The 21365-nt window shown below is 68.1% G+C and carries 34 protein-coding genes and 1 pseudogene; 7 read left to right on the forward strand and 28 right to left on the reverse strand.

Annotation, left to right across the window (positions count from 1 at the left end):
• The 27 genes and pseudogenes from ACFW0G_RS04930 to ACFW0G_RS05060 all read right to left on the reverse strand — a co-directional run.
• A pseudogene (locus tag ACFW0G_RS04930) lies at positions 1-314 on the reverse strand (hypothetical protein); the annotation flags it as partial.
• Positions 315-569: 255 nt separating this feature from the next.
• Entirely contained in the window at positions 570-1016 is a 447-nt protein-coding gene (rplO, locus tag ACFW0G_RS04935; RefSeq protein WP_378323439.1) for a 50S ribosomal protein L15, read from the reverse strand.
• Entirely contained in the window at positions 1013-1198 is a 186-nt protein-coding gene (rpmD, locus tag ACFW0G_RS04940) for a 50S ribosomal protein L30 (protein ID WP_345396687.1), read from the reverse strand. Before rpmD ends, rplO begins: the two co-directional genes overlap by 4 nt.
• Position 1199: 1 nt before the next feature.
• Entirely contained in the window at positions 1200-1844 is a 645-nt protein-coding gene (rpsE, locus tag ACFW0G_RS04945) for a 30S ribosomal protein S5 (protein ID WP_378323440.1), read from the reverse strand.
• Between the two features lie 43 nt (positions 1845-1887).
• Complete coding sequence (gene rplR, locus ACFW0G_RS04950; protein ID WP_378323441.1) at positions 1888-2286, reverse strand: 50S ribosomal protein L18; 399 nt, start codon at positions 2284-2286, stop codon at positions 1888-1890.
• Between the two features lie 2 nt (positions 2287-2288).
• A complete protein-coding gene (gene rplF, locus ACFW0G_RS04955) occupies positions 2289-2828 on the reverse strand; it encodes a 50S ribosomal protein L6 (RefSeq protein ID WP_378323443.1) in 540 nt (179 codons plus the stop codon).
• A 17-nt stretch (positions 2829-2845) separates the two neighbouring features.
• On the reverse strand, positions 2846-3244 hold the full coding sequence (gene rpsH, locus ACFW0G_RS04960; RefSeq protein WP_378323444.1) for a 30S ribosomal protein S8: 399 nt from the start codon (positions 3242-3244) through the stop codon (positions 2846-2848).
• Positions 3245-3343: 99 nt separating this feature from the next.
• The gene (locus tag ACFW0G_RS04965) at positions 3344-3529 is read right to left on the reverse strand and encodes a type Z 30S ribosomal protein S14 (RefSeq protein WP_345396672.1); all 186 of its coding nucleotides are present in this window, start codon (positions 3527-3529) and stop codon (positions 3344-3346) included.
• A gap of 4 nt (positions 3530-3533) precedes the next feature.
• Positions 3534-4097 (reverse strand): 50S ribosomal protein L5, encoded by a 564-nt coding sequence (gene rplE / locus ACFW0G_RS04970; protein ID WP_378323445.1) that lies wholly within the window; start codon positions 4095-4097, stop codon positions 3534-3536.
• A complete protein-coding gene (rplX, locus tag ACFW0G_RS04975; RefSeq protein ID WP_378323446.1) occupies positions 4097-4411 on the reverse strand; it encodes a 50S ribosomal protein L24 in 315 nt (104 codons plus the stop codon). The genes rplE and rplX overlap by 1 nt, the downstream gene beginning before the upstream one ends.
• Positions 4412-4780 carry a 50S ribosomal protein L14 gene (gene rplN / locus ACFW0G_RS04980; RefSeq protein ID WP_004558867.1) on the reverse strand — a complete coding sequence of 123 codons (369 nt, stop codon included), beginning with the start codon at positions 4778-4780 and terminating at the stop codon, positions 4412-4414.
• A gap of 74 nt (positions 4781-4854) precedes the next feature.
• On the reverse strand, positions 4855-5133 hold the full coding sequence (gene rpsQ, locus ACFW0G_RS04985) for a 30S ribosomal protein S17 (RefSeq protein ID WP_378323447.1): 279 nt from the start codon (positions 5131-5133) through the stop codon (positions 4855-4857).
• Positions 5130-5378, reverse strand: coding sequence for a 50S ribosomal protein L29 (rpmC, locus tag ACFW0G_RS04990; protein WP_345396659.1), 249 nt, complete (start codon positions 5376-5378; stop codon positions 5130-5132). The genes rpsQ and rpmC overlap by 4 nt, the downstream gene beginning before the upstream one ends.
• A complete protein-coding gene (gene rplP / locus ACFW0G_RS04995; protein ID WP_005166782.1) occupies positions 5378-5797 on the reverse strand; it encodes a 50S ribosomal protein L16 in 420 nt (139 codons plus the stop codon). The genes rpmC and rplP overlap by 1 nt, the downstream gene beginning before the upstream one ends.
• Before the next feature lie 3 nt (positions 5798-5800).
• On the reverse strand, positions 5801-6652 hold the full coding sequence (gene rpsC / locus ACFW0G_RS05000; protein WP_345396654.1) for a 30S ribosomal protein S3: 852 nt from the start codon (positions 6650-6652) through the stop codon (positions 5801-5803).
• Positions 6652-7065 carry a 50S ribosomal protein L22 gene (gene rplV, locus ACFW0G_RS05005; protein WP_378323448.1) on the reverse strand — a complete coding sequence of 138 codons (414 nt, stop codon included), beginning with the start codon at positions 7063-7065 and terminating at the stop codon, positions 6652-6654. The genes rpsC and rplV overlap by 1 nt, the downstream gene beginning before the upstream one ends.
• A gap of 31 nt (positions 7066-7096) precedes the next feature.
• Positions 7097-7378 (reverse strand): 30S ribosomal protein S19, encoded by a 282-nt coding sequence (gene rpsS, locus ACFW0G_RS05010; RefSeq protein ID WP_378323449.1) that lies wholly within the window; start codon positions 7376-7378, stop codon positions 7097-7099.
• A gap of 18 nt (positions 7379-7396) precedes the next feature.
• On the reverse strand, positions 7397-8230 hold the full coding sequence (rplB, locus tag ACFW0G_RS05015) for a 50S ribosomal protein L2 (RefSeq protein WP_378323450.1): 834 nt from the start codon (positions 8228-8230) through the stop codon (positions 7397-7399).
• A 15-nt stretch (positions 8231-8245) separates the two neighbouring features.
• A complete protein-coding gene (gene rplW, locus ACFW0G_RS05020; RefSeq protein WP_345396642.1) occupies positions 8246-8557 on the reverse strand; it encodes a 50S ribosomal protein L23 in 312 nt (103 codons plus the stop codon).
• Positions 8554-9243, reverse strand: coding sequence for a 50S ribosomal protein L4 (rplD, locus tag ACFW0G_RS05025; RefSeq protein ID WP_378323451.1), 690 nt, complete (start codon positions 9241-9243; stop codon positions 8554-8556). Before rplD ends, rplW begins: the two co-directional genes overlap by 4 nt.
• Positions 9240-9896 (reverse strand): 50S ribosomal protein L3, encoded by a 657-nt coding sequence (gene rplC, locus ACFW0G_RS05030; protein WP_378323452.1) that lies wholly within the window; start codon positions 9894-9896, stop codon positions 9240-9242. The genes rplD and rplC overlap by 4 nt, the downstream gene beginning before the upstream one ends.
• Before the next feature lie 31 nt (positions 9897-9927).
• A complete protein-coding gene (gene rpsJ / locus ACFW0G_RS05035; protein ID WP_003102098.1) occupies positions 9928-10233 on the reverse strand; it encodes a 30S ribosomal protein S10 in 306 nt (101 codons plus the stop codon).
• Between the two features lie 413 nt (positions 10234-10646).
• Positions 10647-11840: an elongation factor Tu gene (gene tuf / locus ACFW0G_RS05040; protein ID WP_378323453.1), complete on the reverse strand. Its 1194-nt coding sequence runs from the start codon at positions 11838-11840 to the stop codon at positions 10647-10649.
• A gap of 165 nt (positions 11841-12005) precedes the next feature.
• On the reverse strand, positions 12006-14105 hold the full coding sequence (gene fusA, locus ACFW0G_RS05045; RefSeq protein WP_378323454.1) for an elongation factor G: 2100 nt from the start codon (positions 14103-14105) through the stop codon (positions 12006-12008).
• Positions 14106-14168: 63 nt separating this feature from the next.
• The gene (rpsG, locus tag ACFW0G_RS05050; RefSeq protein ID WP_003102106.1) at positions 14169-14639 is read right to left on the reverse strand and encodes a 30S ribosomal protein S7; all 471 of its coding nucleotides are present in this window, start codon (positions 14637-14639) and stop codon (positions 14169-14171) included.
• The gene (gene rpsL, locus ACFW0G_RS05055) at positions 14639-15013 is read right to left on the reverse strand and encodes a 30S ribosomal protein S12 (protein WP_003102113.1); all 375 of its coding nucleotides are present in this window, start codon (positions 15011-15013) and stop codon (positions 14639-14641) included. The genes rpsG and rpsL overlap by 1 nt, the downstream gene beginning before the upstream one ends.
• 333 nt (positions 15014-15346) lie before the next feature.
• On the reverse strand, positions 15347-15502 hold the full coding sequence (locus ACFW0G_RS05060; protein WP_378323455.1) for a hypothetical protein: 156 nt from the start codon (positions 15500-15502) through the stop codon (positions 15347-15349).
• Positions 15503-15661: 159 nt separating this feature from the next.
• On the opposite strand from ACFW0G_RS05060, the gene ACFW0G_RS05065 reads away from it, so the two are divergent.
• The 7 genes from ACFW0G_RS05065 to ACFW0G_RS05095 are packed head-to-tail and all read left to right on the forward strand — an operon-like array spanning position 15662 to position 20416.
• Complete coding sequence (locus tag ACFW0G_RS05065; protein ID WP_378323456.1) at positions 15662-16216, forward strand: YbaB/EbfC family nucleoid-associated protein; 555 nt, start codon at positions 15662-15664, stop codon at positions 16214-16216.
• A complete protein-coding gene (locus ACFW0G_RS05070) occupies positions 16216-16572 on the forward strand; it encodes an ESX-1 secretion-associated protein (protein WP_378323457.1) in 357 nt (118 codons plus the stop codon). The genes ACFW0G_RS05065 and ACFW0G_RS05070 overlap by 1 nt, the downstream gene beginning before the upstream one ends.
• 10 nt (positions 16573-16582) lie before the next feature.
• On the forward strand, positions 16583-17836 hold the full coding sequence (locus ACFW0G_RS05075; RefSeq protein WP_378323458.1) for a WXG100 family type VII secretion target: 1254 nt from the start codon (positions 16583-16585) through the stop codon (positions 17834-17836).
• 2 nt (positions 17837-17838) lie between these two features.
• Positions 17839-18552, forward strand: coding sequence for a hypothetical protein (locus ACFW0G_RS05080; protein ID WP_378323459.1), 714 nt, complete (start codon positions 17839-17841; stop codon positions 18550-18552).
• 13 nt (positions 18553-18565) lie between these two features.
• A complete protein-coding gene (locus tag ACFW0G_RS05085) occupies positions 18566-19225 on the forward strand; it encodes a hypothetical protein (protein ID WP_378323460.1) in 660 nt (219 codons plus the stop codon).
• 16 nt (positions 19226-19241) lie between these two features.
• On the forward strand, positions 19242-19862 hold the full coding sequence (locus tag ACFW0G_RS05090) for a hypothetical protein (protein WP_378323461.1): 621 nt from the start codon (positions 19242-19244) through the stop codon (positions 19860-19862).
• A gap of 44 nt (positions 19863-19906) precedes the next feature.
• Positions 19907-20416, forward strand: a complete 510-nt coding sequence (locus ACFW0G_RS05095) for a GNAT family N-acetyltransferase (RefSeq protein ID WP_378323463.1) — start codon at positions 19907-19909, stop codon at positions 20414-20416.
• Between the two features lie 329 nt (positions 20417-20745).
• Here ACFW0G_RS05095 and ACFW0G_RS05100 read toward each other — a convergent pair whose 3' ends face one another.
• Positions 20746-21234, reverse strand: a complete 489-nt coding sequence (locus ACFW0G_RS05100) for a hypothetical protein (RefSeq protein WP_378323464.1) — start codon at positions 21232-21234, stop codon at positions 20746-20748.
• Between the last annotated feature and the right edge of the window lie 131 nt (positions 21235-21365).

Here is a 21365-nt window from a genome sequence, read left to right on the forward strand (position 1 = left end):
CGGGGTGCCCGGGCCGCGAGCAGCCCGATCACCTCCAGCAGCCAGCGGCGGATAGTGGAGGCCGATACCGCGTTGGCACGGGACAAGTCCAGTAGCCGCTGATCGTGGCGCAGCATCGCCAGCACCAGCACCGCCTGCTCGGCCGCCGACACCTTGCGCCACCGCGACCCGATCACCCGGCGATGCCGGCTGATCAGCCTGGTCAACATCGCGATCGTGGGTGGCGAGACCGGCAGCGCACTGCGGTACGAGGCGGCGATCTCGGGCTGTGAGACAGTGGGAGCGGAGCCCCCGGACGTGGATTCTTGTGTCACGACTTGATCAACATCCGGGGGCTCCACCACGTTCCCGTACCGCCGGTACGCAACCCAGCAAACCCCTACGGCACAACCACAACCCACCCCGTCAAGCACCCAGACCAGCACCAACAGGATGAAAAAACCCCATTGGGGCGGGGGGAGGGGCGGAGTGGGTGGGTGGGTGGGTGGATGGGTGGCTGGGGACGGCAAAGGGCCCGCCTGACCGGGGGTCGGGCGGGCCCTTTGGGGTGGAGCGGGCGGAGAAGGGACTCAGACGGTGGTGGCGGAGCCACCGGCCGCGGCGAGCTTCTCCTTGGCGGAAGCCGAGAAGGCGTCCGCGGTGACGTCCAGCTTGACGCCGTTGACGTCGCCGTTGCCGAGGACCTTCACGAGCTTGCCCTTGCGGACGAGACCGTTGGCAACCAGTTCGTCGGTGCCGACCGACCCACCGTCCGGGAAGACGCGGGCGATGTCGCCCACGTTCACCGGCTGGTACTCGGTGCGGAACCGGTTCTTGAAGCCACGCAGCTTCGGCAGCCGCATGTGGATGGGCATCTGCCCACCCTCGAACCCGGCGGGCACGTTCTTCCGGGCCTTGGTGCCCTTGGTGCCGCGGCCCGCCGTCTTGCCCTTCGAGCCTTCACCACGGCCGACGCGGATCTTGTCGGTCTTCGCGCCCGGGGCCGGACGCAGGTGGTGGATCTTGATGGCCGTCATGCCTTGACCTCCTCGACCTCCACCAGGTGGCGGACGGTGTGGATGAGGCCGCGCACCTCGGGAGTGTCTTCACGCACGACGCTCTGGCGGATCTTGCGCAGCCCGAGGGTGCGCAGCGACTCGCGGTGAGCGTGCTTCGTGCCGATCTTGCTCTTGACCTGGGTGACCTTGACCTGAGCCATCTCAGACCCCCTGACCCGCACGCTGACGCAGCATCCGGGCCGGGGCGACGTCCTCGAGCGGCAGGCCACGGCGGGCCGCCACCTCTTCGGGACGCTGCAGGCCCTTGAGGGCCGCCACGGTCGCGTGCACGATGTTGATCGCGTTGTCGGAGCCGAGCGACTTCGACAGCACGTCGTGGACACCCGCGCACTCCAGCACCGCGCGCACCGGGCCACCGGCGATGACACCGGTACCGGCGGACGCCGGGCGGAGCAGCACGACACCGGCGGCTTCCTCACCCTGCACCGGGTGCGGGATGGTGCCGGCGACGCGCGGGACCTTGAAGAAGTTCTTCTTCGCCTCTTCGACGCCCTTGGCGATGGCCGCGGGAACTTCCTTGGCCTTGCCGTAGCCGACGCCGACCTGACCGTCGCCGTCACCGACGACCACCAGAGCGGTGAAGCTGAAGCGACGACCACCCTTGACGACCTTGGCGACGCGGTTGATCGTCACGACCTTCTCGAGGTGCGGGGTCTTGTCCTGGGCCGCCCCGCCACGGCCGCTGTCGCGCCGGTCCCGGCGGTCGCGACGGTCACCGCGGTCGTTGCCGCCCTGCCCGCCGGGTCCGCCCTGGCCGCCGCCGAATTGCCGTGTACGTCCCGGCATCAGGCTTTCCTTCCATTCTTCACGAGGTACTCCTGCGCCGCCATCAGAACTCCAACCCCGCTTCGCGAGCGGCGTCGGCGAGCGCGGCGATGCGGCCGTGGTAGGCGTTGCCGCCACGGTCGAACACCACGGCCGAGATCCCGGCGTCCTTGGCACGCGCGGCGACCAGCTGGCCGACCTTGGCAGCCTTGGCCTTCTTGTCGCCGTCGACCGCGCGGACGTCGGCCTCGATGCTCGACGCCGCGGCCAGCGTGTGGCCGGCGAGGTCGTCGATCACCTGGACCGCGATGTGCCGCGAGGACCGCTTGACGACCAGGCGCGGACGCGCGGTCGTGCCGGAGACCTTCTTGCGGAGCCGGAAGTGACGGCGGGCCTTCGCAACGCGGCGGCGGGTCGAGATGTCCTTGCCCACCGGCTTGCGCTTCGTAGTCGTGTCGCTCATGATCACTTACCCGTCTTTCCGACCTTGCGGCGGATCTTCTCACCCTCGTACCGCAGGCCCTTGCCCTTGTACGGGTCCGGGCGCCGCAGCTTGCGGATGACCGCAGCCGTCTGGCCGACCTTCTGCTTGTCGATGCCGGAGACCGAGAACCGGGTGGGGCTCTCCACCTTGAAGGTGATGCCTTCCGGGGCCTCGATCTTGACCGGGTGCGAGAAGCCGAGGGCGAACTCGAGGTCCGAGCCCTTGGCCTGCACGCGGTAACCGACGCCGTGGATCTCGAGCTTCTTCTCGTAGCCCTGGGTCACGCCCACCACGAGGTTGTTCACCAGCGTGCGGGTGAGACCGTGCAGGGCCCGGCTCGTGCGCTCGTCGTTCGGACGCTTCACCTGCAGCGTGCCGTCCTCACCGCGCTCGACGGTGATCGGCTCGATGACGGTGTGCTCCAGGGTGCCCTTGGGCCCCTTGACCTTGATGTGCTGACCCTCGATGGTCACCTCGACCCCGGAAGGGACGGCGACCGGCAGCTTTCCGATACGTGACATGCCTAGTACCCCCTTCCTTACCAGACGTAGGCGAGGACTTCGCCGCCCACGCTGTTGCGCTTGGCCTGCCGGTCGGTCTGCAGCCCACCGGACGTCGAGATGATCGCGACGCCGAGGCCACCGAGAACGGACGGCAGTTCGGTCGATTTTGCGTAGACCCGCAGACCCGGCTTGGACACGCGCCGGAGACCGGCGATGCTGCGCTCACGGTTGGGGCCGTACTTGAGCTCGACGACGAGGTTCTTGTGCTTCTCGCCCGGCTCGTCGCGGTAACCCGCGATGTAACCCTCACGCTTGAGGATCTCGGCGATGTTCGCCTTCAGCTTCGAGTGCGGGAGCACGACCTCGTCGTGGTAGGCCGCGTTCGCGTTACGCAGACGAGTCAAGAAGTCTGCGATGGGGTCGGTCATCGTCATGGTGACCTGTCAACCTTTCTCGCCTGGTTCCCCGCCGCCGGTGTCCGAAATGGACACCGGGAGCGGGGCCTGTGGCGAAGTGGAATTTGTTTCGAGCTCTTACCAGCTGGACTTGCGGATGCCGGGCAGCTCGCCCGCGTGTGCCATCTCGCGAAGGCAGATCCGGCAGAGCCCGAACTTCCGGAACACCGAGTGCGGCCGACCGCACCGCTGGCAGCGGGTGTAGGCGCGCACCGCGAACTTGGGCTTCTTCGCGGCCTTGTGGACCAGTGCTTTCTTGGCCATCGGCTCAGTTCTCCTTGAACGGGAAGCCGAGCTTGCGCAGCAGCGCCCGGCCCTCGTCGTCGGTGGTGGCGGTGGTGACGACGGTGACGTCCATCCCGCGGGGACGGTCGATCGCGTCGGGGTCGATCTCGTGGAACATCGACTGCTCGTTGAGACCGAAGGTGTAGTTGCCGTTGCCGTCGAACTGCTTGGCCGAAAGTCCGCGGAAGTCGCGGATACGCGGCAGCGCGATGTTCAGCAGCCGGTCGAGGAACTCCCACATCCGGTCGCCGCGCAGCGTGACGCGCGCGCCGATCGGCTGACCCTCACGCAGCTTGAACTGCGCGATGGACTTGCGGGCCTTGCGGACCTCCGGCTTCTGGCCGGTGATCGCGGAAAGGTCGCGGATGGCGCCCTCGATCAGCTTGCTGTCGCGGGCCGCGTCGCCGACACCCATGTTCACGACGACCTTCACGACGCCGGGAACCAGGTGCACGTTCGGGATGGAGAACTCCTGCTGGAGCTGCCCCTTGATCTCGTCGCGGTACCGCGTCTTCAGACGCGGCTCGATCTTCTCTGCGGTGGTCATCAGATGTCCTTACCGTTCCGGCGCGAGATCCGGACCTTCTTGCCGTCCTCGCCGATGCGGTAACCCACCCGGGCCGGCTTGCCGTCGGAGTCGACGACCATCACGTTCGACACGTGGATGGGCGCCTCCTGGGTGACGATGCCACCGGACTGCGCGCCGCGCTGGGTCTGGGTGATCCGCGTGTGCTTCTTGATCCGGTTCACGCCCTCGACCAGCACCCGCTGACGCTCCGGGTAGGCCTGGATGACCTTGCCCTTGGCGCCCTTGTCCTTGCCGGAGATGACGACAACCGTGTCGCCCTTCTTCACCTTCACTTACAACACCTCCGGCGCGAGCGAAATGATCTTCATGAACTTTCGGTCGCGCAGCTCGCGGCCCACCGGGCCGAAGATGCGGGTGCCCCGGGGCTCGTTGTCGTTCTTGATGAGCACGGCGGCGTTCTCGTCGAACCGGATGTAGGAGCCGTCCGGACGACGACGCTCCTTGACCGTGCGGACGATGACGGCCTTGACGACGTCGCCCTTCTTCACCCCGGCGGCCGGGATGGCGTCCTTCACGGTGGCGACGATGATGTCGCCGATGCCGGCGTAGCGCCGCCCGGAGCCACCGAGAACCCGGATGCAGAGGATTTCCTTCGCACCCGTGTTATCGGCTACCCGAAGCCGCGACTCCTGCTGGATCACGTCAACTCCTGTATGTCGCGCTGGTTCTGGGGGCTGCCCAGCCTTGCGGAACTAAGGACTCGAAAGAGCCCTGCTTACTTGGCCTTCTCCACGATCTGCACCAGGCGCCAGCGCTTCGTCGCCGACAGCGGGCGGGTCTCCATCAGGGTGACCCGGTCACCGACACCCGCCTCGTTGTTCTCGTCGTGCACCTTCACCTTGGTGGTGCTGCGGAGAACCTTCGAGTAACGGGGGTGCTTCTTGCGGTCCTCGAGCTCGACCACGATCGTCTTGTTCATCTTGTCCGAGACGACGTAGCCCTCACGGACCTTGCGGTCGTTACGGGGCGCCTTCTCGGTGGTGGGCTCGCTCATGCGGCACCTTCACTCTCGGCGTCAGGGGCAACGGACAGGCCGAGTTCACGCTCGCGCATGACCGTGTAGATGCGGGCGATGCCACCCCGGACCGAACGCAACCGGCGGTTGTTGTCGAGCTGCCCGGTCGCCATCTGGAAGCGGAGGTTGAACAGCTCCTCCTTGTATTCCTTCAGACGCAGGACGAGCTCTTCCGCGGTGAGCTCACGAAGCTCTGATGCCTCAGCGGCTCCGGCCTTCGCCATCAGAACTCACCACCTTCACGGGTCACGATGCGGCACTTCATGGGCAGCTTGTGGATCGCGCGACGCAGCGCTTCGCGCGCCGTCTCCTCGTTCGGGAAGCTGATCTCGAACATGACACGGCCGGGCTTCACGTTGGCGATCCACCACTCGGGCGAACCCTTACCGGAACCCATCCGGGTCTCGGCAGGCTTCTTGGTCAGCGGGCGGTCCGGGTAGATGGTCGTCCACACCTTGCCGCCACGCTTGATGTGACGGGTCATGGCGATACGAGCGGACTCGATCTGCCGGTTCGTCACGTAGCTGTGCTCAAGCGCCTGGATGCCGTACTCGCCGAAGTTGACCTTCGTGCCGCCCTTCGCGGCGCCGTGGCGCTTCGGGGAGTGCTGCTTCCGGTGCTTGACCCTGCGCGGGATGAGCACGTCTCAGCCCTCCGTCTTTTCTGCGGTCTCCGCCGGGGCCGCCTCGGCGGCGGGAGCGGTGCCCGCGTCGGTCTTCGCGGCAGCGGCCGCGCGGCCGGCTTCGGTCGAGGTGGCCGTCGTGCCCGAGGCGCCGGAGCGGCGCGGGCGGGACGGACGGTCACCGCGGTCACGGCGCGGGGCACGCTCGGCGGCCGCGGCAGCGTCACGCGCCTCCTTGGCCTTCAGCCCGCCCACAAGCTCGCCCTTGTAGATCCACACCTTGACGCCGATGCGGCCGAAGGTCGTCTTGGCCTCGAAGAAGCCGTAGTCGATGTCGGCGCGCAGCGTGTGCAGCGGGACCCGGCCGTCGCGGTAGTGCTCGGAGCGGGACATCTCGGCACCGCCGAGACGGCCACCGCACTGCACGCGGATGCCCTTGACCTGCGGCGAGCGCATCGAGGTCTGGATCGCCTTCCGCATCGCGCGGCGGAACGCCACACGGTTGGACAGCTGCTCCGCGACACCCTGCGCGACGAGCTGGGCGTCGGCCTCGGGGTTCTTGACCTCGAGGATGTTCAGCTGGACCTGCTTCTTGGTCAGCTTCTCCAGCGCGCCGCGGATCCGGTCGGCCTCCGCGCCGCGGCGGCCGATGACGATGCCCGGCCGGGCGGTGTGGATGTCGACGCGGACACGGTCACGGGTGCGCTCGATCTCGACCTTGGAGATGCCGGCGCGCTCCATGCCCGTCGAGAGCAGCCGGCGGATCTTGACGTCCTCGGCCACGTACTCGGCGTACTGCTTGTCGGCGTACCAGCGCGACTTCCAGTCCGTGGTGATACCCAGGCGGAAACCGTGCGGGTTGATCTTCTGGCCCACTACCGGCCACCTGCCTTCTTCTTGCTCTTCGCCTTCTCCGCCGGACGGGACTCCACCACAACGGTGATGTGGCTGGTCCGCTTACGGATCCGGTAGGCACGCCCCTGGGCCCGCGGCCGGATGCGCTTGAGGGTCGGGCCCTCGTCGGCGGTCGCGGACTTGATCCAGAGGGTCTCCGGGTCGAGGTCGAGGTTGTTCTCGGCGTTGGCCGCCGCGCTGGCGATCACCTTGGCGAGCGGGGTGCTGGCCGCCTGCGGCGCGAACCGGAGCACGGCCAGGGCCTCGCTGACGCTACGACCCTTGATGAGCTCGATCACCCGGCGCACCTTGGTCGGTGAGTCCCGGACGAAGCGAGCCCGCGCGTACGCCGTAGGCAGTTCAGCCTCGACGGTCGCGTCGTTCTGGGCGTTCATCGCTACTTCCCTTATCTGTCTTCGTGCCCGCTCAGCGGCGGCGCGACTTGCGGTCGTCCTTGATGTGGCCCTTGAAGGTCCGCGTCGGGGCGAACTCGCCCAGCTTGTGACCCACCATCGCCTCGGTGACGAACACCGGGACGTGCTTGCGGCCGTCGTGCACCGCGAACGTGTGTCCCAGGAAGTCCGGGATGATCGTGGAGCGGCGCGACCAGGTCTTGATCACGGTCTTCTTGCCCGACTCGTTGAGCGCGTCCACCTTCTTGAGCAGGTGGTCGTCCACGAAGGGGCCTTTCTTAAGGCTGCGTGGCATGTTCTTCTACCTCCCTGCTCAGCGCTTCTTGCCGGTACGCCGGCGGCGGACGATGAGGGCGTCGCTCGGCTTGCGCCTGCGCGTACGGCCCTCGGGCTTACCGTTCGGGTTGACCGGGTGGCGACCACCGGAGGTCTTGCCCTCACCACCACCGTGCGGGTGGTCGACCGGGTTCATGACGACACCACGGACGGTCGGGCGCTTGCCGCGCCAGCGGTTGCGGCCCGCCTTGCCCCAGTTGATGTTGGCGTGCTCGGAGTTGCCCACCTCGCCGACGGTCGCGCGGTTGCGCACGTCGACGTTGCGGATCTCGCCCGAGGGAAGCCGCAGCTGGGCGTAGGGGCCGTCCTTGGCGACGAGCTGCACGCGCGCACCGGCGGACCGCGCCATCTTCGCGCCGCCACCGGGGCGGAGCTCGATCGCGTGGATCACGGTGCCGACCGGGATGTTGCGCAGCGGCAGGTTGTTGCCCGGCTTGATGTCGGCGCGGGGGCCGTTCTCGACGGTGTCGCCCTGCTTCAGCTTCTCCGGCGCGATGATGTAGCGCTTCTCGCCGTCGGCGTAGTGCAGCAGCGCGATGCGAGCGGACCGGTTGGGGTCGTACTCGATGTGCGCGACCTTGGCGGGGACGCCGTCCTTGTCGTGCCTGCGGAAGTCGATCACGCGGTAGGCACGCTTGTGCCCGCCGCCCTTGTGCCGGGTGGTGATCTTGCCCGAGGAGTTGCGGCCACCGCTCTTGCTCAGCGGACGCAGCAGCGACTTCTCCGGCGTCGTCCGGGTGATCTCGGCGAAGTCGGAGACGCTCGAACCGCGACGACCCGGAGTCGTCGGCTTGTACTTGCGGATGCCCATTGTCAGCTCAGTCCTTTACGCGGTGGGTCCGCCGAAGATCTCGATCGCCTTGCTCTCGGGCGAAAGAGTCACGATGGCGCGCTTGGTGTCCTTGCGCTTGCCGAAGCCGGCGCGAGTCCGCTTCCGCTTGCCCTGGCGGTTGGCCGTGTTGACGCTGACCACCTTGACGCCGAACACCTTCTCGACCGCGATCTTGATCTGGGTCTTGTTGGCGTCCGGGCGGACGATGAACGTGTACTTGTGCTCCTCGAGCAGCCCGTAGGACTTCTCGGAGATCACCGGCGCGAGCAGGATGTCGCGGGGGTCCGGAATGGCGACCGAACTCACTTCTCGTCACTCCCTTCCGTGACCTCGCCCGACCGCGCGGAGGCCTTGACGGCCTTGCCACGGACGGGGCCTGCGACGAACGCGTCGTACGCGGCCTTGGTGAACACGACGTCGTCGTTGACCAGCACGTCGTAGGTGTTGAGCTGGTCGGCCCAGATCAGGTGGACCTGCTCCAGGTTCCGCAGGGAGACCCAGCTGAGCTCGTCGTCCCGGTGCAGCACCACGAGCACGCGCTTCGCCTGCGTCACCGCGGCGATGGCGGTCTTGGCGGCCTTGGTCGACGGCTTCTCGCCGGTGACCAGCTCGGTGATGACGTGCAGCTGGCCGGCGCGCGCCCGGTCGGAGAGGGCGCCACGCAGGGCGGCGGCCTTCATCTTCTTCGGGGTGCGCTGGGTGTAGTCGCGCGGCGTGGGGCCGTGCACGACGCCACCGCCGGTGAACTGCGGCGCGCGAGTCGAACCCTGGCGGGCACGGCCGGTGCCCTTCTGCCGGTACGGCTTCTTGCCGCCACCGGAGACCTCACCACGGGTCTTCGTGTCGTGCGTGCCCTGGCGCGCGGCGGCCAGCTGGGCCACCACGACCTGGTGCATCAGCGGCACGTTGGCCTGCACGTCGAAGATCTCCGCGGGGAGCTCGACGGTGCCGTCGGCTTTACCGGCCGGGGTCTTCAGCTCGACGTTCGTCATTCGGGGTTACCACCCTTCGCGGCGCTGCGCACGAACAGCAGGCCGCCCTTGGGACCGGGCACCGCGCCCTTGATCAGCAGCAGGCCGTCCTCGGCACGCACGGCGTGCACGGTCAGGTTCTGCGTGGTGACCCGGTCGTTGCCCATCCGGCCCGCCATGCGCAGGCCCTTGAAAACGCGGCCAGGCGTGGCGCAGCCGCCGATGGAGCCCGGCGCGCGGTGCTTGGCCTGGTTACCGTGGCTGGCGCCCTGGCCCTTGAAGCCGTGACGCTTCATGACACCGGCGTAGCCCTTGCCCTTGCTGGTACCGGTCACGTCGACCTCGGTGCCCGCGGCGAACACCTCGGCGGTGATCTCCTGGCCCACCTCGTAGGTGTCGGCGTCGGTGGTCCGCAGCTCGGCGAGGAACCGGCGCGGGGTCACACCCGCCTTGTCGAAGTGGCCGGTGCGCGGCTTGTTGACCCGGCGCGGGTCGACGGCGCCGAACGCCAGCTGCACGGCCGCGTAGCCGTCCTTGTCCTGGGTACGAACCTGGGTCACCACGTTCGGCCCGGCCTTGACGACGGTCACCGGGACGACCCGGTTCTGCTCGTCGAAGACCTGGGTCATGCCGAGCTTGGTGCCCAGGATGCCCTTCATTTGCCTGTCAGACATGAGTCTCTTATCTCCGCCGCTCGCCCAACGCTTACTGGATGTTGACGTCGACGCTCGCCGGCAGGTCGATGCGCATGAGCGCGTCGACCGTCTTCGGCGTCGGGTCGAGGATGTCGATCAGACGCTTGTGCGTGCGCATCTCGAAGTGCTCGCGCGAGTCCTTGTACTTGTGCGGCGAGCGGATGACGCAGTAAACGTTCTTCTCGGTGGGCAGCGGCACCGGCCCGACAACACGGGCGCCGGTGCGCGTGACCGTCTCCACGATCTTGCGCGCCGAGGTGTCGATCGCCTCGTGGTCGTAGGCCTTGAGCCGGATGCGGATCTTCTGTCCCGCCATGGTGGCTGCTCGTTCCTTGTCGTCTCGTGCCGCTATCTCACAAACCTGGCCCCGGTGTTCCCACCCGAGCCGGGTTTTCGCAGTTCAACGGCCCTGTCCCCGGTCCACGCGGTCGGGCGTGTCGTGCCCGCCGCACAGACGGATCCCGTGGGATCGTCGTCTTGCCTGGTCTTCCTCAACGTGAGGGGGTCGCTCGAGGGCGTTCGCACACCATCGGCGTCCCTTGCCCGCTACCCTCACCCGAAGGAAGAGCTCCACGGACCGTGGCCACTCGCACCAGGGCGGCCGGAACCCCTGTCAGTCGAACCAACAGTGGGATTCGGCCGCCCTAGGACGAGCAACCTGAATAGTGTCGCACACGTGATTTGACGCCCCTGACCCGGGGGTGTATTGGCCCGGGTCAGGGGGCCGAATCACTTGTTGATCTTGGTGACCTGGCCGGCGCCGACGGTACGGCCACCCTCACGGATGGCGAACCGCAGGCCCTCGTCCATCGCGACCGGCTGGATCAGCTGGACCGAGATGTCCGTGTTGTCGCCCGGCATGACCATCTCGGTGCCCTCGGGGAGGGTCACGACGCCGGTCACGTCCGTGGTACGGAAGTAGAACTGCGGGCGGTAGTTGTTGAAGAACGGCGTGTGCCGGCCGCCCTCGTCCTTGGACAGGATGTAGACCCGGCCCTCGAACTCGGTGTGCGGGGTGGTGGTGCCCGGCTTCACGACGACCTGGCCGCGCTCGACGTCCTCGCGCTTGATACCGCGGAGCAGGAGGCCGACGTTGTCGCCCGCCTGGCCCGAGTCGAGCAGCTTGCGGAACATCTCGACACCGGTGACGGTGGTCTTGGTCGACTTCTCGCGGATACCCACGATCTCGACCTCTTCGTTGACGTTGACCTGGCCGCGCTCCACACGACCGGTCACGACGGTGCCGCGGCCGGTGATGGTGAAGACGTCCTCGATCGGCATCAGGAACGGCTTGTCGAGCTCACGCACCGGGTCCGGCACGTTGTCGTCGACGGCGGTCATCAGCTCGAGAACGGCCTCGGCCCACTTCTCGTCGCCCTCGAGAGCCTTCAGGCCCGAGACGCGCACGACCGGCGCGTCGTCGCCGGGGAACTCCTGCGAGGACAGCAGCTCACGGACCTCCAGCTCGACGAGCTCGAGGATCTCCTCGTCGTCGACCATGTCGGCCTTGTTCAGCGCGACCACGATGTAGGGCACGCCGACCTGGCGGGCGAGCAGCACGTGCTCACGGGTCTGCGGCATCGGGCCGTCGGTCGCGGCGACCACCAGGATCGCGCCGTCCATCTGGGCGGCACCGGTGATCATGTTCTTGATGTAGTCCGCGTGACCGGGGGCGTCGACGTGCGCGTAGTGACGCTTCTCGGTCTGGTACTCGACGTGCGAGATGTTGATCGTGATGCCGCGCTGCTTCTCTTCGGGCGCGTTGTCGATCTGGTCGAACGCACGCGACTCGTTCAGCTCGGGGTACTTGTCGTGCAGAACCTTGGTGATCGCCGCGGTCAGAGTGGTCTTACCGTGGTCGACGTGACCAATGGTCCCGATGTTGACGTGCGGCTTGCTCCGCTCGAACTTCGCCTTCGCCACTGGAATGTCCTCCTGGACTGATTTCGCTTTGTGCTCACCGGCCGGCGTGGCTGCCGGCCAGTGCTGTGTTGACGCCGCCTCCGCGGGAGGGAGTACGTCGGCGGTATTTCTCGTCGGTGCTGCGGACGTTCAGGAGTGTTCCTTATGCCCGCGAGCGAGGAGGAACTACTCCCCCGTCGCCTTCGCGATGATTTCCTTCGCGACGTTCGCGGGAACCTCGGCGTAGGAGTCGAACACCATGGAGTAGTTCGCCCGGCCCTGGGTCCGCGACCGGAGGTCGCCGACGTAACCGAACATCTCCGACAGCGGAACCAGTGCCTTCACGACACGGGTACCCGACCGCTCCTCCATGGCCTGGATCTGACCACGGCGGGAGTTGAGGTCACCGATGACGTCACCCATGTAGTCCTCGGGCGTGGTGACCTCGACCGCCATCATCGGCTCCAGAATCACCGGGCCGGCCTTCTTCGCGGCTTCCTTCATCGCCATGGAACCGGCGATCTTGAACGCCATCTCCGAAGAGTCGACCTCGTGGTACGCACCGTCCAGCAAGGTGAACTTCAACCCGACGAGCGGGTAGCCCGCGAGCACGCCGTACTGCATGGCGTCCTGCGCACCGGCGTCCACCGACGGGATGTACTCCCGCGGCACGCGGCCACCGGTGACCTTGTTGTCGAACTCGTAGAGTGCACCGTCGGTGCGCTCGAGCGGCTCCAGCTTCACGATCACCTTCGCGAACTGGCCGGAACCACCGGTCTGCTTCTTGTGGACGTAGTCGAGCTTGTCCACGGTCCTCTTGATGGTCTCGCGGTAGGCCACCTGCGGCTTACCGATGTTCGCCTCGACCTTGTAGTCGGACTTCATCCGGTTGACCAGCACCTCGAGGTGCAGCTCGCCCATGCCCGCGATGATCGTCTGGCCGGTCTCCTCGTCCAGCTTCACCTGGAACGTGGGGTCCTCTTCGGCCAGCTTCTGGATCGCCAGGGAGAGCTTCTCCTGGTCCGCCTTGGTCTTCGGCTCGATCGCGACCCGGATGACCGGCTCGGGGAACGTCATCGACTCGAGGACGATCGGGTTCTGCGGGTCGGCCAGGGTGTCACCGGTGGTGGTGTCCTTCAGGCCGATGACCGCGTAGATGTGACCGACCTGGGCGTCGTCGACCGGGTTCTCCTTGTTGGAGTGCATCTGGAAGATCTTCCCGATGCGCTCCTTGCGCTCCTTGGTCGCGTTGACGACCTGGGCACCGGAGGCGACCTTGCCGGAGTAGACCCGGATGTAGGTCAGCTTGCCGAAGAACGGGTGCGCGGCGATCTTGAACGCCAGCGCCGCGAACGGCTCGTTCACCGACGCCTCGCGGGTGGCCACGGTCTCGCCGTCGGGCAGCAGGCCCTCGACGGCCGGGACGTCCAGCGGCGACGGGAGGTAGTCGATGACCGCGTCGAGCATGGGCTGCACGCCCTTGTTCTTGAACGCGGAACCGGCCAGCACCGGGAACGCCTCGCGGGTGATCACCAGCTTGCGGATGCCGGACTTGATCTCGGTCTCGGTCAGTTCCTCGCCCTCGAGGAACTTCTCCATCAGCGCGTCGTCGGTCTCGGCGACGGTCTCGACCAGCTTCTCGCGGTACTCGGCGGCCTTGTCGGCGAGCTCGGCCGGGATGTCCTCGACCGCGTAGTCCTCGCCCTTCTGCACCTCGCCGCGCCAGACCAGGGCCTTCATCCGGACCAGGTCGATGACGCCCTCGAAGTCGTTCTCCGCGCCGATCGGCAGCTGGATGGCCAGCGGCCGGACGCCGAGGCGCTCCTCGATGGTCTTCAGGGTGTAGTAGAAGTCCGCACCCAGCTTGTCCATCTTGTTGACGAAGCAGATGCGCGGAACCTCGTACTTGTCCGCCTGACGCCAGACCTGCTCGGACTGCGGTTCGACACCTTCCTTGCCGTCGAAGACGGCGACCGCGCCGTCGAGCACCCGCAGGTTGCGCTCCACCTCGACGGTGAAGTCGACGTGCCCGGGGGTGTCGATCAGGTTGATCTGGTGGTCGTCCCAGTAGGTGGTGGTGGCAGCCGAGGTGATGGTGATACCCCGCTTCTGCTCCTCCTCCATCCAGTCCATGGTGGCGGCGCCGTCGTGGACTTCGCCGATCTTGTAGTTGATCCCGGTGTAGAACAGGATCCGCTCGGTGGTGGTCGTCTTACCGGCGTCGATGTGGGCCATGATGCCGATGTTGCGGACCTTGTTCAGGTCGGTCAGCACTTCACGTGCCACGAGAATGTTCCCCTGTCTCAAGCGTGGGGCCCGGCAAGGCTTCCATCGATTGCCGGGCGGTCATCACCAGCGGTAGTGCGCGAAGGCCCGGTTGGACTCGGCCATCTTGTGCGTGTCCTCGCGACGCTTCACGCTGGCACCGAGGCCGTTGGAGGCGTCGAGGAGCTCGTTCTGCAGGCGCTCGATCATGGTCTTCTCACGGCGAGCCTGCGAGAACGACACCAGCCAGCGCAGCGCGAGGGTGGTGGAGCGGCCGGGCTTGACCTCGATCGGCACCTGGTAGGTGGCGCCACCGACGCGGCGGCTCTTCACCTCGATGGTGGGCTTCACGTTGTCGAGCGCGCGCTTCAGCGTGACGACCGGGTCGGTGCCGGTCTTCTCGCGGGCGCCTTCCAGCGCGCCGTAGACGATGCGCTCGGCGAGGGACCGCTTGCCGTCCTTCAGCACCTTGTTCACCAGCTGGGTGACCAGCGGCGAGGCGTAGACGGGGTCGGAGATCAGCGGCCGCTTCGGCGCCGGACCCTTGCGAGGCATTAGCTCTTCTCCTTCTTCGCGCCGTACCGGCTGCGCGCCTGCTTGCGGTTCTTCACACCCTGGGTGTCGAGCGAACCGCGGATGATCTTGTAGCGAACGCCGGGGAGGTCCTTCACACGACCACCGCGCACGAGCACCATCGAGTGCTCCTGCAGGTTGTGGCCCTCACCGGGGATGTAGGCGGTGACCTCGATGCCGCTGGTCAGCTTCACACGCGCGACCTTGCGCAGCGCCGAGTTCGGCTTCTTCGGGGTCGTGGTGTACACGCGAGTGCACACGCCACGCCGCTGCGGGCTCCCCTTGAGGGCCGCGGTCTTCTGCTTGGCAGCCTTGTCCTGGCGGCCCTTGCGGACCAGCTGCTGGATCGTGGGCAATGGACCAGCTTTCTGTCGCGATCTTGCTTACTTCGTGTCTTCACCGGCCCCCGCGGTCGGGCGTGTCGGCCCGCGTCACGGTCTGTCGACCGGTAACTTCCCGGGAGGGATTTTCCGTCGGACCCCGTCCTGCCGGAGCGGGCGACCGGATGCGACACGCGCACCGGTCATGCCGAACGGCACACGGAGCGGCCCGACGCCTGCCGGGCACGGTCTCCAAAGATACCCGGCCGCTTCTCGGGTGGCCGAGGCGGGGGGTCTGAACGGGCAGGAAGCGTCATCCTACCCGTTGTGCACCTCGGTGTGGCGTTGTTCCACACCGTGCGCCGTGCTTCAGTCCTCGTCCGGCTTCGCGTGGTCCGGCCTGCCCGGGTGCGGATCCCGGGAAAGGTCGACCAGCGGGTGCACGCCCGCTCCCTCCGGCGCCGCGTGCCGCCCCCTGCGCTCCTCGGCGGGTTCCGTCTCGGCGGTCCACCCCGCTGTTTCCATAACGCTGTCCTCCTGCTCGCGATTCCCCTTGCCGCCGGGGAACCTACCCATTCCCCGAACGGGTGACGCAGGGGGATCCATTCCCGCATTCGGCACGTCCAAGCCCGCGAACGGGTCACCATGACTTACGTCACGCGGAGCAGCACGGGAGGGGAAGGCATGTCGGCGGAGTTCGATCAGCTGGTCGCCGAGTTCGAACGGTTCCAGTCGAAGATCAGGAACGTGGACGACCGGCTGGCCGGGATCGAGGGGATGCGGGCCGAGCTGAGCGCGCTGGAAGCCACCGTGACCTCCCCCGACCGGGCGGTGACGGTGGTGGCGGGGCCCGGCGGCGCGGTACTCGACGTCCGGTTCACCGAGGAGGCACTCCGGCAGTCGCCACAGGCGCTGTCCGCCGCGCTGATGTCGACGCTGCGCGAGGCCGTGGCCGAGTCGGCCCGGCGGCAGGCGAGCATCGTCGAAGAACACATGGGCGACGACCTCGGCCTCACCGACCAGGTGCTCGAGAGCCAGGCCGAACTGTTCGGCACCAGCGTCGAGGAAATGCGGTCCCGGATGGCGGCGGAGACCGCGGCGGCGCCCGCACCACCGGACGACTTCTCCGAGCAGTCGTTCGTGCGGCGCGCGGAGGAACCGCCGCCCGCGGCCCCGCCCAGTGGTGGTTCCGAGGGCGACACCTTCCTGCGCAAGCTGTTCGACGAGGAGGACCACTGATGCCCGACGGAGCCACCCCCGGCACGGGGTACCAGGTCCAGGTCGACGCGCTGCACAACTACGTCGGCTCGCTGGGGAACTACAAGGACCAGACCGGGAAGATCACCGACATGGTCGGCAACGCCGACGTCGGCGACAAGTCGTGGGGCGTGGTCGGGCTGTTCACCAAGCACGGCTACACCGAGACCCTGCACGAGCTGCGGGACCTGCTGCGCTCGATGAGCGAGGGACTGGCCTCGGCGCAGGCGAAGTTCACCGACGCGGCGAACGTGTACCAGGGCACCGAAGACGACCACAAGGCGGTGTTCGGGCAGATCGAGACGCTGCTGGACGGCCCGCGCGGCGAGAAGCACTGAGAGGGACGTCATGGCAGAAGTCGAGGACGTCGCGGGAAAGATCTCGATCAAGTCCGACGATCCGAACACGGTCGCGGGCATCAACGTCGACAACGCGGTCAAGGCCACCCCGTTCCTCGGGCAGGCCGTCACGGTGGGCAAGGACGCCGGCGCGGTGTTCAAGGCCTTCGGCGCTCCGCACCCCGACGGCGCGGACATCACGCTCGGGCTCACCACGATCGCGACCGACACGACCGGGTTCATCCAGTCGAGCTCGCAGGCCATCGTGGACATCGCGACCGACCCGCTGGGCTGGCTGATCGGCCAGGGGCTCAACTTCCTGATCAGCGCGGTGCAGCCGATCCAGGACGCGATCCACTTCGTCAGCGGCGACGGCCCGGCGCTGGGCATCGCCGCGGAGAACTTCGGCGCGATCGCGAAGGGCCTCCAGGACCTGGCGAAGAACTTCGCCGAGGTCGCCGAGTCCTCGCTCGCGCAGTGGCAGGGCGATGCCGCGACGGCGGCGAAGACGTCGCTCGGCGAGTTCGCGCACGGGGTGGACGGGGTGGCGGCCAAATCCGGCGACCTCGCGCAGATGCTGCAGCTCAGCAGCATGTTGATGACGTTCGTCGAGGAGCTGATCAAGGCCATCCTGACCGAGCTGATCACCTGGCTGGTCATGATCTGGGTCCCGGCGATCGCCGCCGCGATCCCGACCGCGGGCGCGTCGACCGCGGCGGCGGGGACGGCGTCGGAGGTCAAGCTGGCCACGACGTCGGCGAAGACGACGCAGAAGGTGAGCAAGCTGCGCAAGATCCTCCAGGACGTCCTGGAGTGGCTCAAGAAGCTCATGGCGAAGCTGAAGGAAACGCGGTTCGGCAAGGCGCTGATGGAGGGCAAGACCGCGGGCAAGCTCAAGGAAGCCAAGGAGCTGACCAAGGGCCAGGGCGCCATGGAGAAGCTCTTCGGCGAGAAGGGCATGCTCGGCAAGCGTTTCGAGAAGGCGTGGGACAACCCCGCCCTGAACGAGGACGGCGCGATCCGCTACACGCCGTCGCTGCTGAAGAACGGCGCGAAGGAAACGCTGAAGAAGGGCCGCGAAGCCGCGTTCAAGGGTGTGCTCGGCTACGACCCGACGAATCCCGGGGAGAATCCGGCGAAGACGGTCAACGACCACCTCGGCAAGCTGAACAGTCACGTGAAGAACGCCAAGAAGACGAGTGACTACGGTGAGACCGGTACCGAGCAGTCGGACGAAGAGACCAAGAAGGATCTGGACTTCTGACCATGACGGCCGACCTCGCCGGGGTGTTCGAGAGCCCCGTGCTGAACAACGTCCTGGCCGGGGCGTCGATCGCCGCGGTGCTGGCGGTGCTCGCCGTGATCATGCTGGGCCGCAACCGGGGCGCCCGCAAGGCCGCCGTGGAGCACTGGTTCCGCGCCTTCGCGGCCGAGCACGGTGGGACCTTCCACAGTGGACAGAGCGGGGACACGGCGGTGCCCTCGTTCGGCGTGCGGCATCCGGGCGGGCGGCCGCTCGGCGAGTCGAGCGGGCATCCGTGGGTCGAGTTCCGCCATCGCGACCGCGCGGTGATCGGCGCCGATGGCCGCGAGCTCTACCGCGCGCTGTCGGATCACATCGAGAGCCGGGATCAGCACTACGTCCAGGTCTCGGTACCGCCGTCGCCGCTGCTGTGCGTCGGGAAGGTGCTCCCTGCGGAGATCCGTGACCGGTCGACGCGGTTCAAGACCATGGACAAGGCCTTCGACGCGGCGTACGTCGTGTACACGAGTGATGTGGCCGTAGCGGACGAAGTCCTCGACGCGGAGCTGCGCGCGTGGCTGCTTCGCTCTTTGGGTGAGCGGCCGTTCGCGGTCGAAGGCGGCTCGCTGCGCACCTGGGGCGTCGGCCAGCTGAGCAGGCCAACGCTGATCGCCGAGGCGGACTTCCTCCTCGGCCTTGCCGACCGCCTGCCCGCCCGGCTGTGGCGGGCCACCTGAGTGGAGACGAACCGTGATCGCGCTGTGGCTCATGCTCGGCATCGTCGTGATCGTCCTCATCGGACTGGTCGTGGCCCTCGTGAGCCGTAAGAAGGGCCGGGACGACCTGCGCGCGTTCGCGACGTCGCAGGGCGGGCGGTGGCACGACTCCGGCAGCGGCACCCATCCCGGTTTCGGCGTCCGGCCGGACGAGCGGTACACGTTCGCGCTCGAGTTCGGCCGCCAAAGCGTGCCGGTGGTGGCGTTCCAGGGCGTGGACACCGTCGGCGGCGACACCACGGTCTGGCACAAGGTGCGCGTCGGCGCGCCGATGACGCCGAGGCTGTGCCTGTACAAGATCGGGCCCGTCGACCGGCCCGATTCGCCGATGCACCGGATGATGCTCCGCACGTACATCCCCGCCTCGGTGAGCCGCGAGCTGGCCGAGTGGCCGGTGCCGGATCCCGCGCTGCGGCCGCTGATCGCCGTCTACACCGCCGATCCGCGCTTCGCCGACACCGTGCTCACGCCGGCGTTCCTGCACTGGTACGCGGGCGCCGTGCCGCCGCTGTCGCCGGGAATCGACGTCGGCGACGGGGTGGCGTCGAGCCGGATCACCGGGCCGATGTCGATCGCATCGGTCACCCAGGTCACCGACCGGCTCCTCGCCGTGGCCCACGGGATCGCGCGCTGACGCCTACGATTCGTCCATGGCGCGTCGGCGGGCGAGCACACCGCGGGAGTGGGTTGCGAAGCACAACGCCGCGTTGTACGTCGCGGGCGACGGCCGCGCGCCGACGTTCGGCTATTTCCCCAACGCGCGGCAGCGGACGACGTTCGCCCATCTGACGCCCCAGGCCGCGCCGTACGAATACGCCGTCGAGTTGCGGCTGGGTGAGCACGCGGTACTGGCGTTCGAGTACCGGACTTCGGAGGATGCCGCCGGGATCGGGTACATGGTGCAGGTCTGGACTCCCCCGGTGCCCGCGCTGAGCTTCGATACGACGTTGAAGAGCATGCTGACGTCGATCAAGGGGCAGCCGACGGCGTTCCAGTCGGCCGGGACGGTGCCGATCGGGCATCCGGCGTTCGACGCGCGGTTCACGGTGTACTGCGAGCATCCGGACTTCGCGCGGGGCGTGCTCACGCCGCCGGTGCTGGAGCGGCTGCTCGCGGATTCGCGGACGCCGGCGCAGTTCGGGCTGCTCAACTCCGTCGCGCTGGTTTCGGGGCCGCGAGCGCTTTCGCTGGACGACGTGCCCTCGTTGGCCGGGTTCCTCGTCGACTTCGTGCGGACGTTGCCGGGCTACACGTGGCAGTACCGGCGCTGAGCCTCTCCTGGAAAACCGGTGGACGGGCGGGTCAGGATGGCCTGGTGAGTGAACGCTGGACCATCGCCCCGTCGGCCGTCGATCATCCGGACGCCGTCGCGGTGCTGCGGGAGTACATGACCGACATCGCCTCCCGGTACTACGGGCGGCCCGCGACGGACTCGGAGATCGACGTCGCGCTGGTCGAAGACCCGACCGACGACCTCGCGCCGCCGACCGGTGCGCTGCTGCTGGCCCGCGCCGAGGACGGCGCCGTGCTGGGCTGCATCGGCGTCCGGCTGGTGGAGCCGGCCGTCGCCGAGTTGAAGCGGGTGTACGTCCGTGCGTCCGGCCGGGGGCAGGGCGGCGGCGTGCGGCTGGTCGGCGCCGCCGAGGAGGTCGCCAGTGACTTGGGCGCGACGCTGATCCGGCTCGACACCCGCGACGACCTCGTCGAGGCCCGCGCGCTCTACACCCGCTGCGGCTACGCCGAAGTCGCCCCGTTCAACTCCGACAAGTACGCCGAGCACTGGTTCGCGAAACCCCTCCCCACCAGGGCCCCGACGCGCAGTTAGCGGGCTAAACGCAGTCGGCCCGGCCGCTGACCTGCGCCCGGCCGCTCCCCCGGCGCACGCTGCGTTTAGCGGGCTAAACGCAGTCGCCGCCCGACCCTCCCGCCCGGCGGCCAGCTCTCGTCGCCTGCCGCGTCCGCGCCTCCGCTGCACGGCGCCGGGTGCTCTCGCCGCCCGCTGCCTGTCGCCTCCGGGCCTCCCGCCGCACCGCGCCAGGGCCCCGCCGAGCGCGTTTAGCCCGCTAAACGCGCTCGGGGCGCCTGGTCGGCGTCGGAGTGGTCGACGAGGGGCCTGACGTGCAGTTAGCGGGCTAAACGCGGTCGGAGCGGGGCTCAGCCGAGGCGGCTGGCGCAGGTGGTGACCTCACCGGGGGCGGAGTTCTGCGAGGTCACGACGGTGCCGCGGACGGCGATCCGGCACTCGACGGGGCCGTCGGCCTGGCCCATCAGCTGGACGGTCGGCGGCGTGCCGGTGTGCTTCCAGGTCAGTTCCTTCCGCCACGGCAGTGGCACCGCGAGTTCCTGGTGCACGAGCCCGAGGCCGTTCTCGTCGTAGACGACGGTCGCGGTCCCGCTGCCCGCCAGCTCGTAGATGATGCGCCAGTCGTCCGGCACCGGCGTCGAAGTCACCGTCCGGGTGACCGACTGGGGTGTCGGGGCACTCGACGACACCGGCGCGGACGGCGACGGTTCGCCGACCACGGCGACGGCCTCCGCCGGTGGCGGCTCATCACCGCCGCCGAGCAGGATCACCCCGGCCGCACCGGCCGCGACGACGACCGCGGCGACGCCGAGGCGCAGGAACACTTGCTTGTCCACCATCGGAATCTCCTCGACGGCTCGTGCCGTGGCGGGGGGGGGGGGGCCGGTTTGCGTCGGCGGCGGGGCCGGACACGTGGGCTCCCGCGGCCCGCGGCCCGCATGTGGCAGTGGATAACGGCGAGCCCCGGAAC

Source organism: Amycolatopsis sp. NPDC058986, from assembly GCF_042741125.1.
Lineage (GTDB): Bacteria > Actinomycetota > Actinomycetes > Mycobacteriales > Pseudonocardiaceae > Amycolatopsis.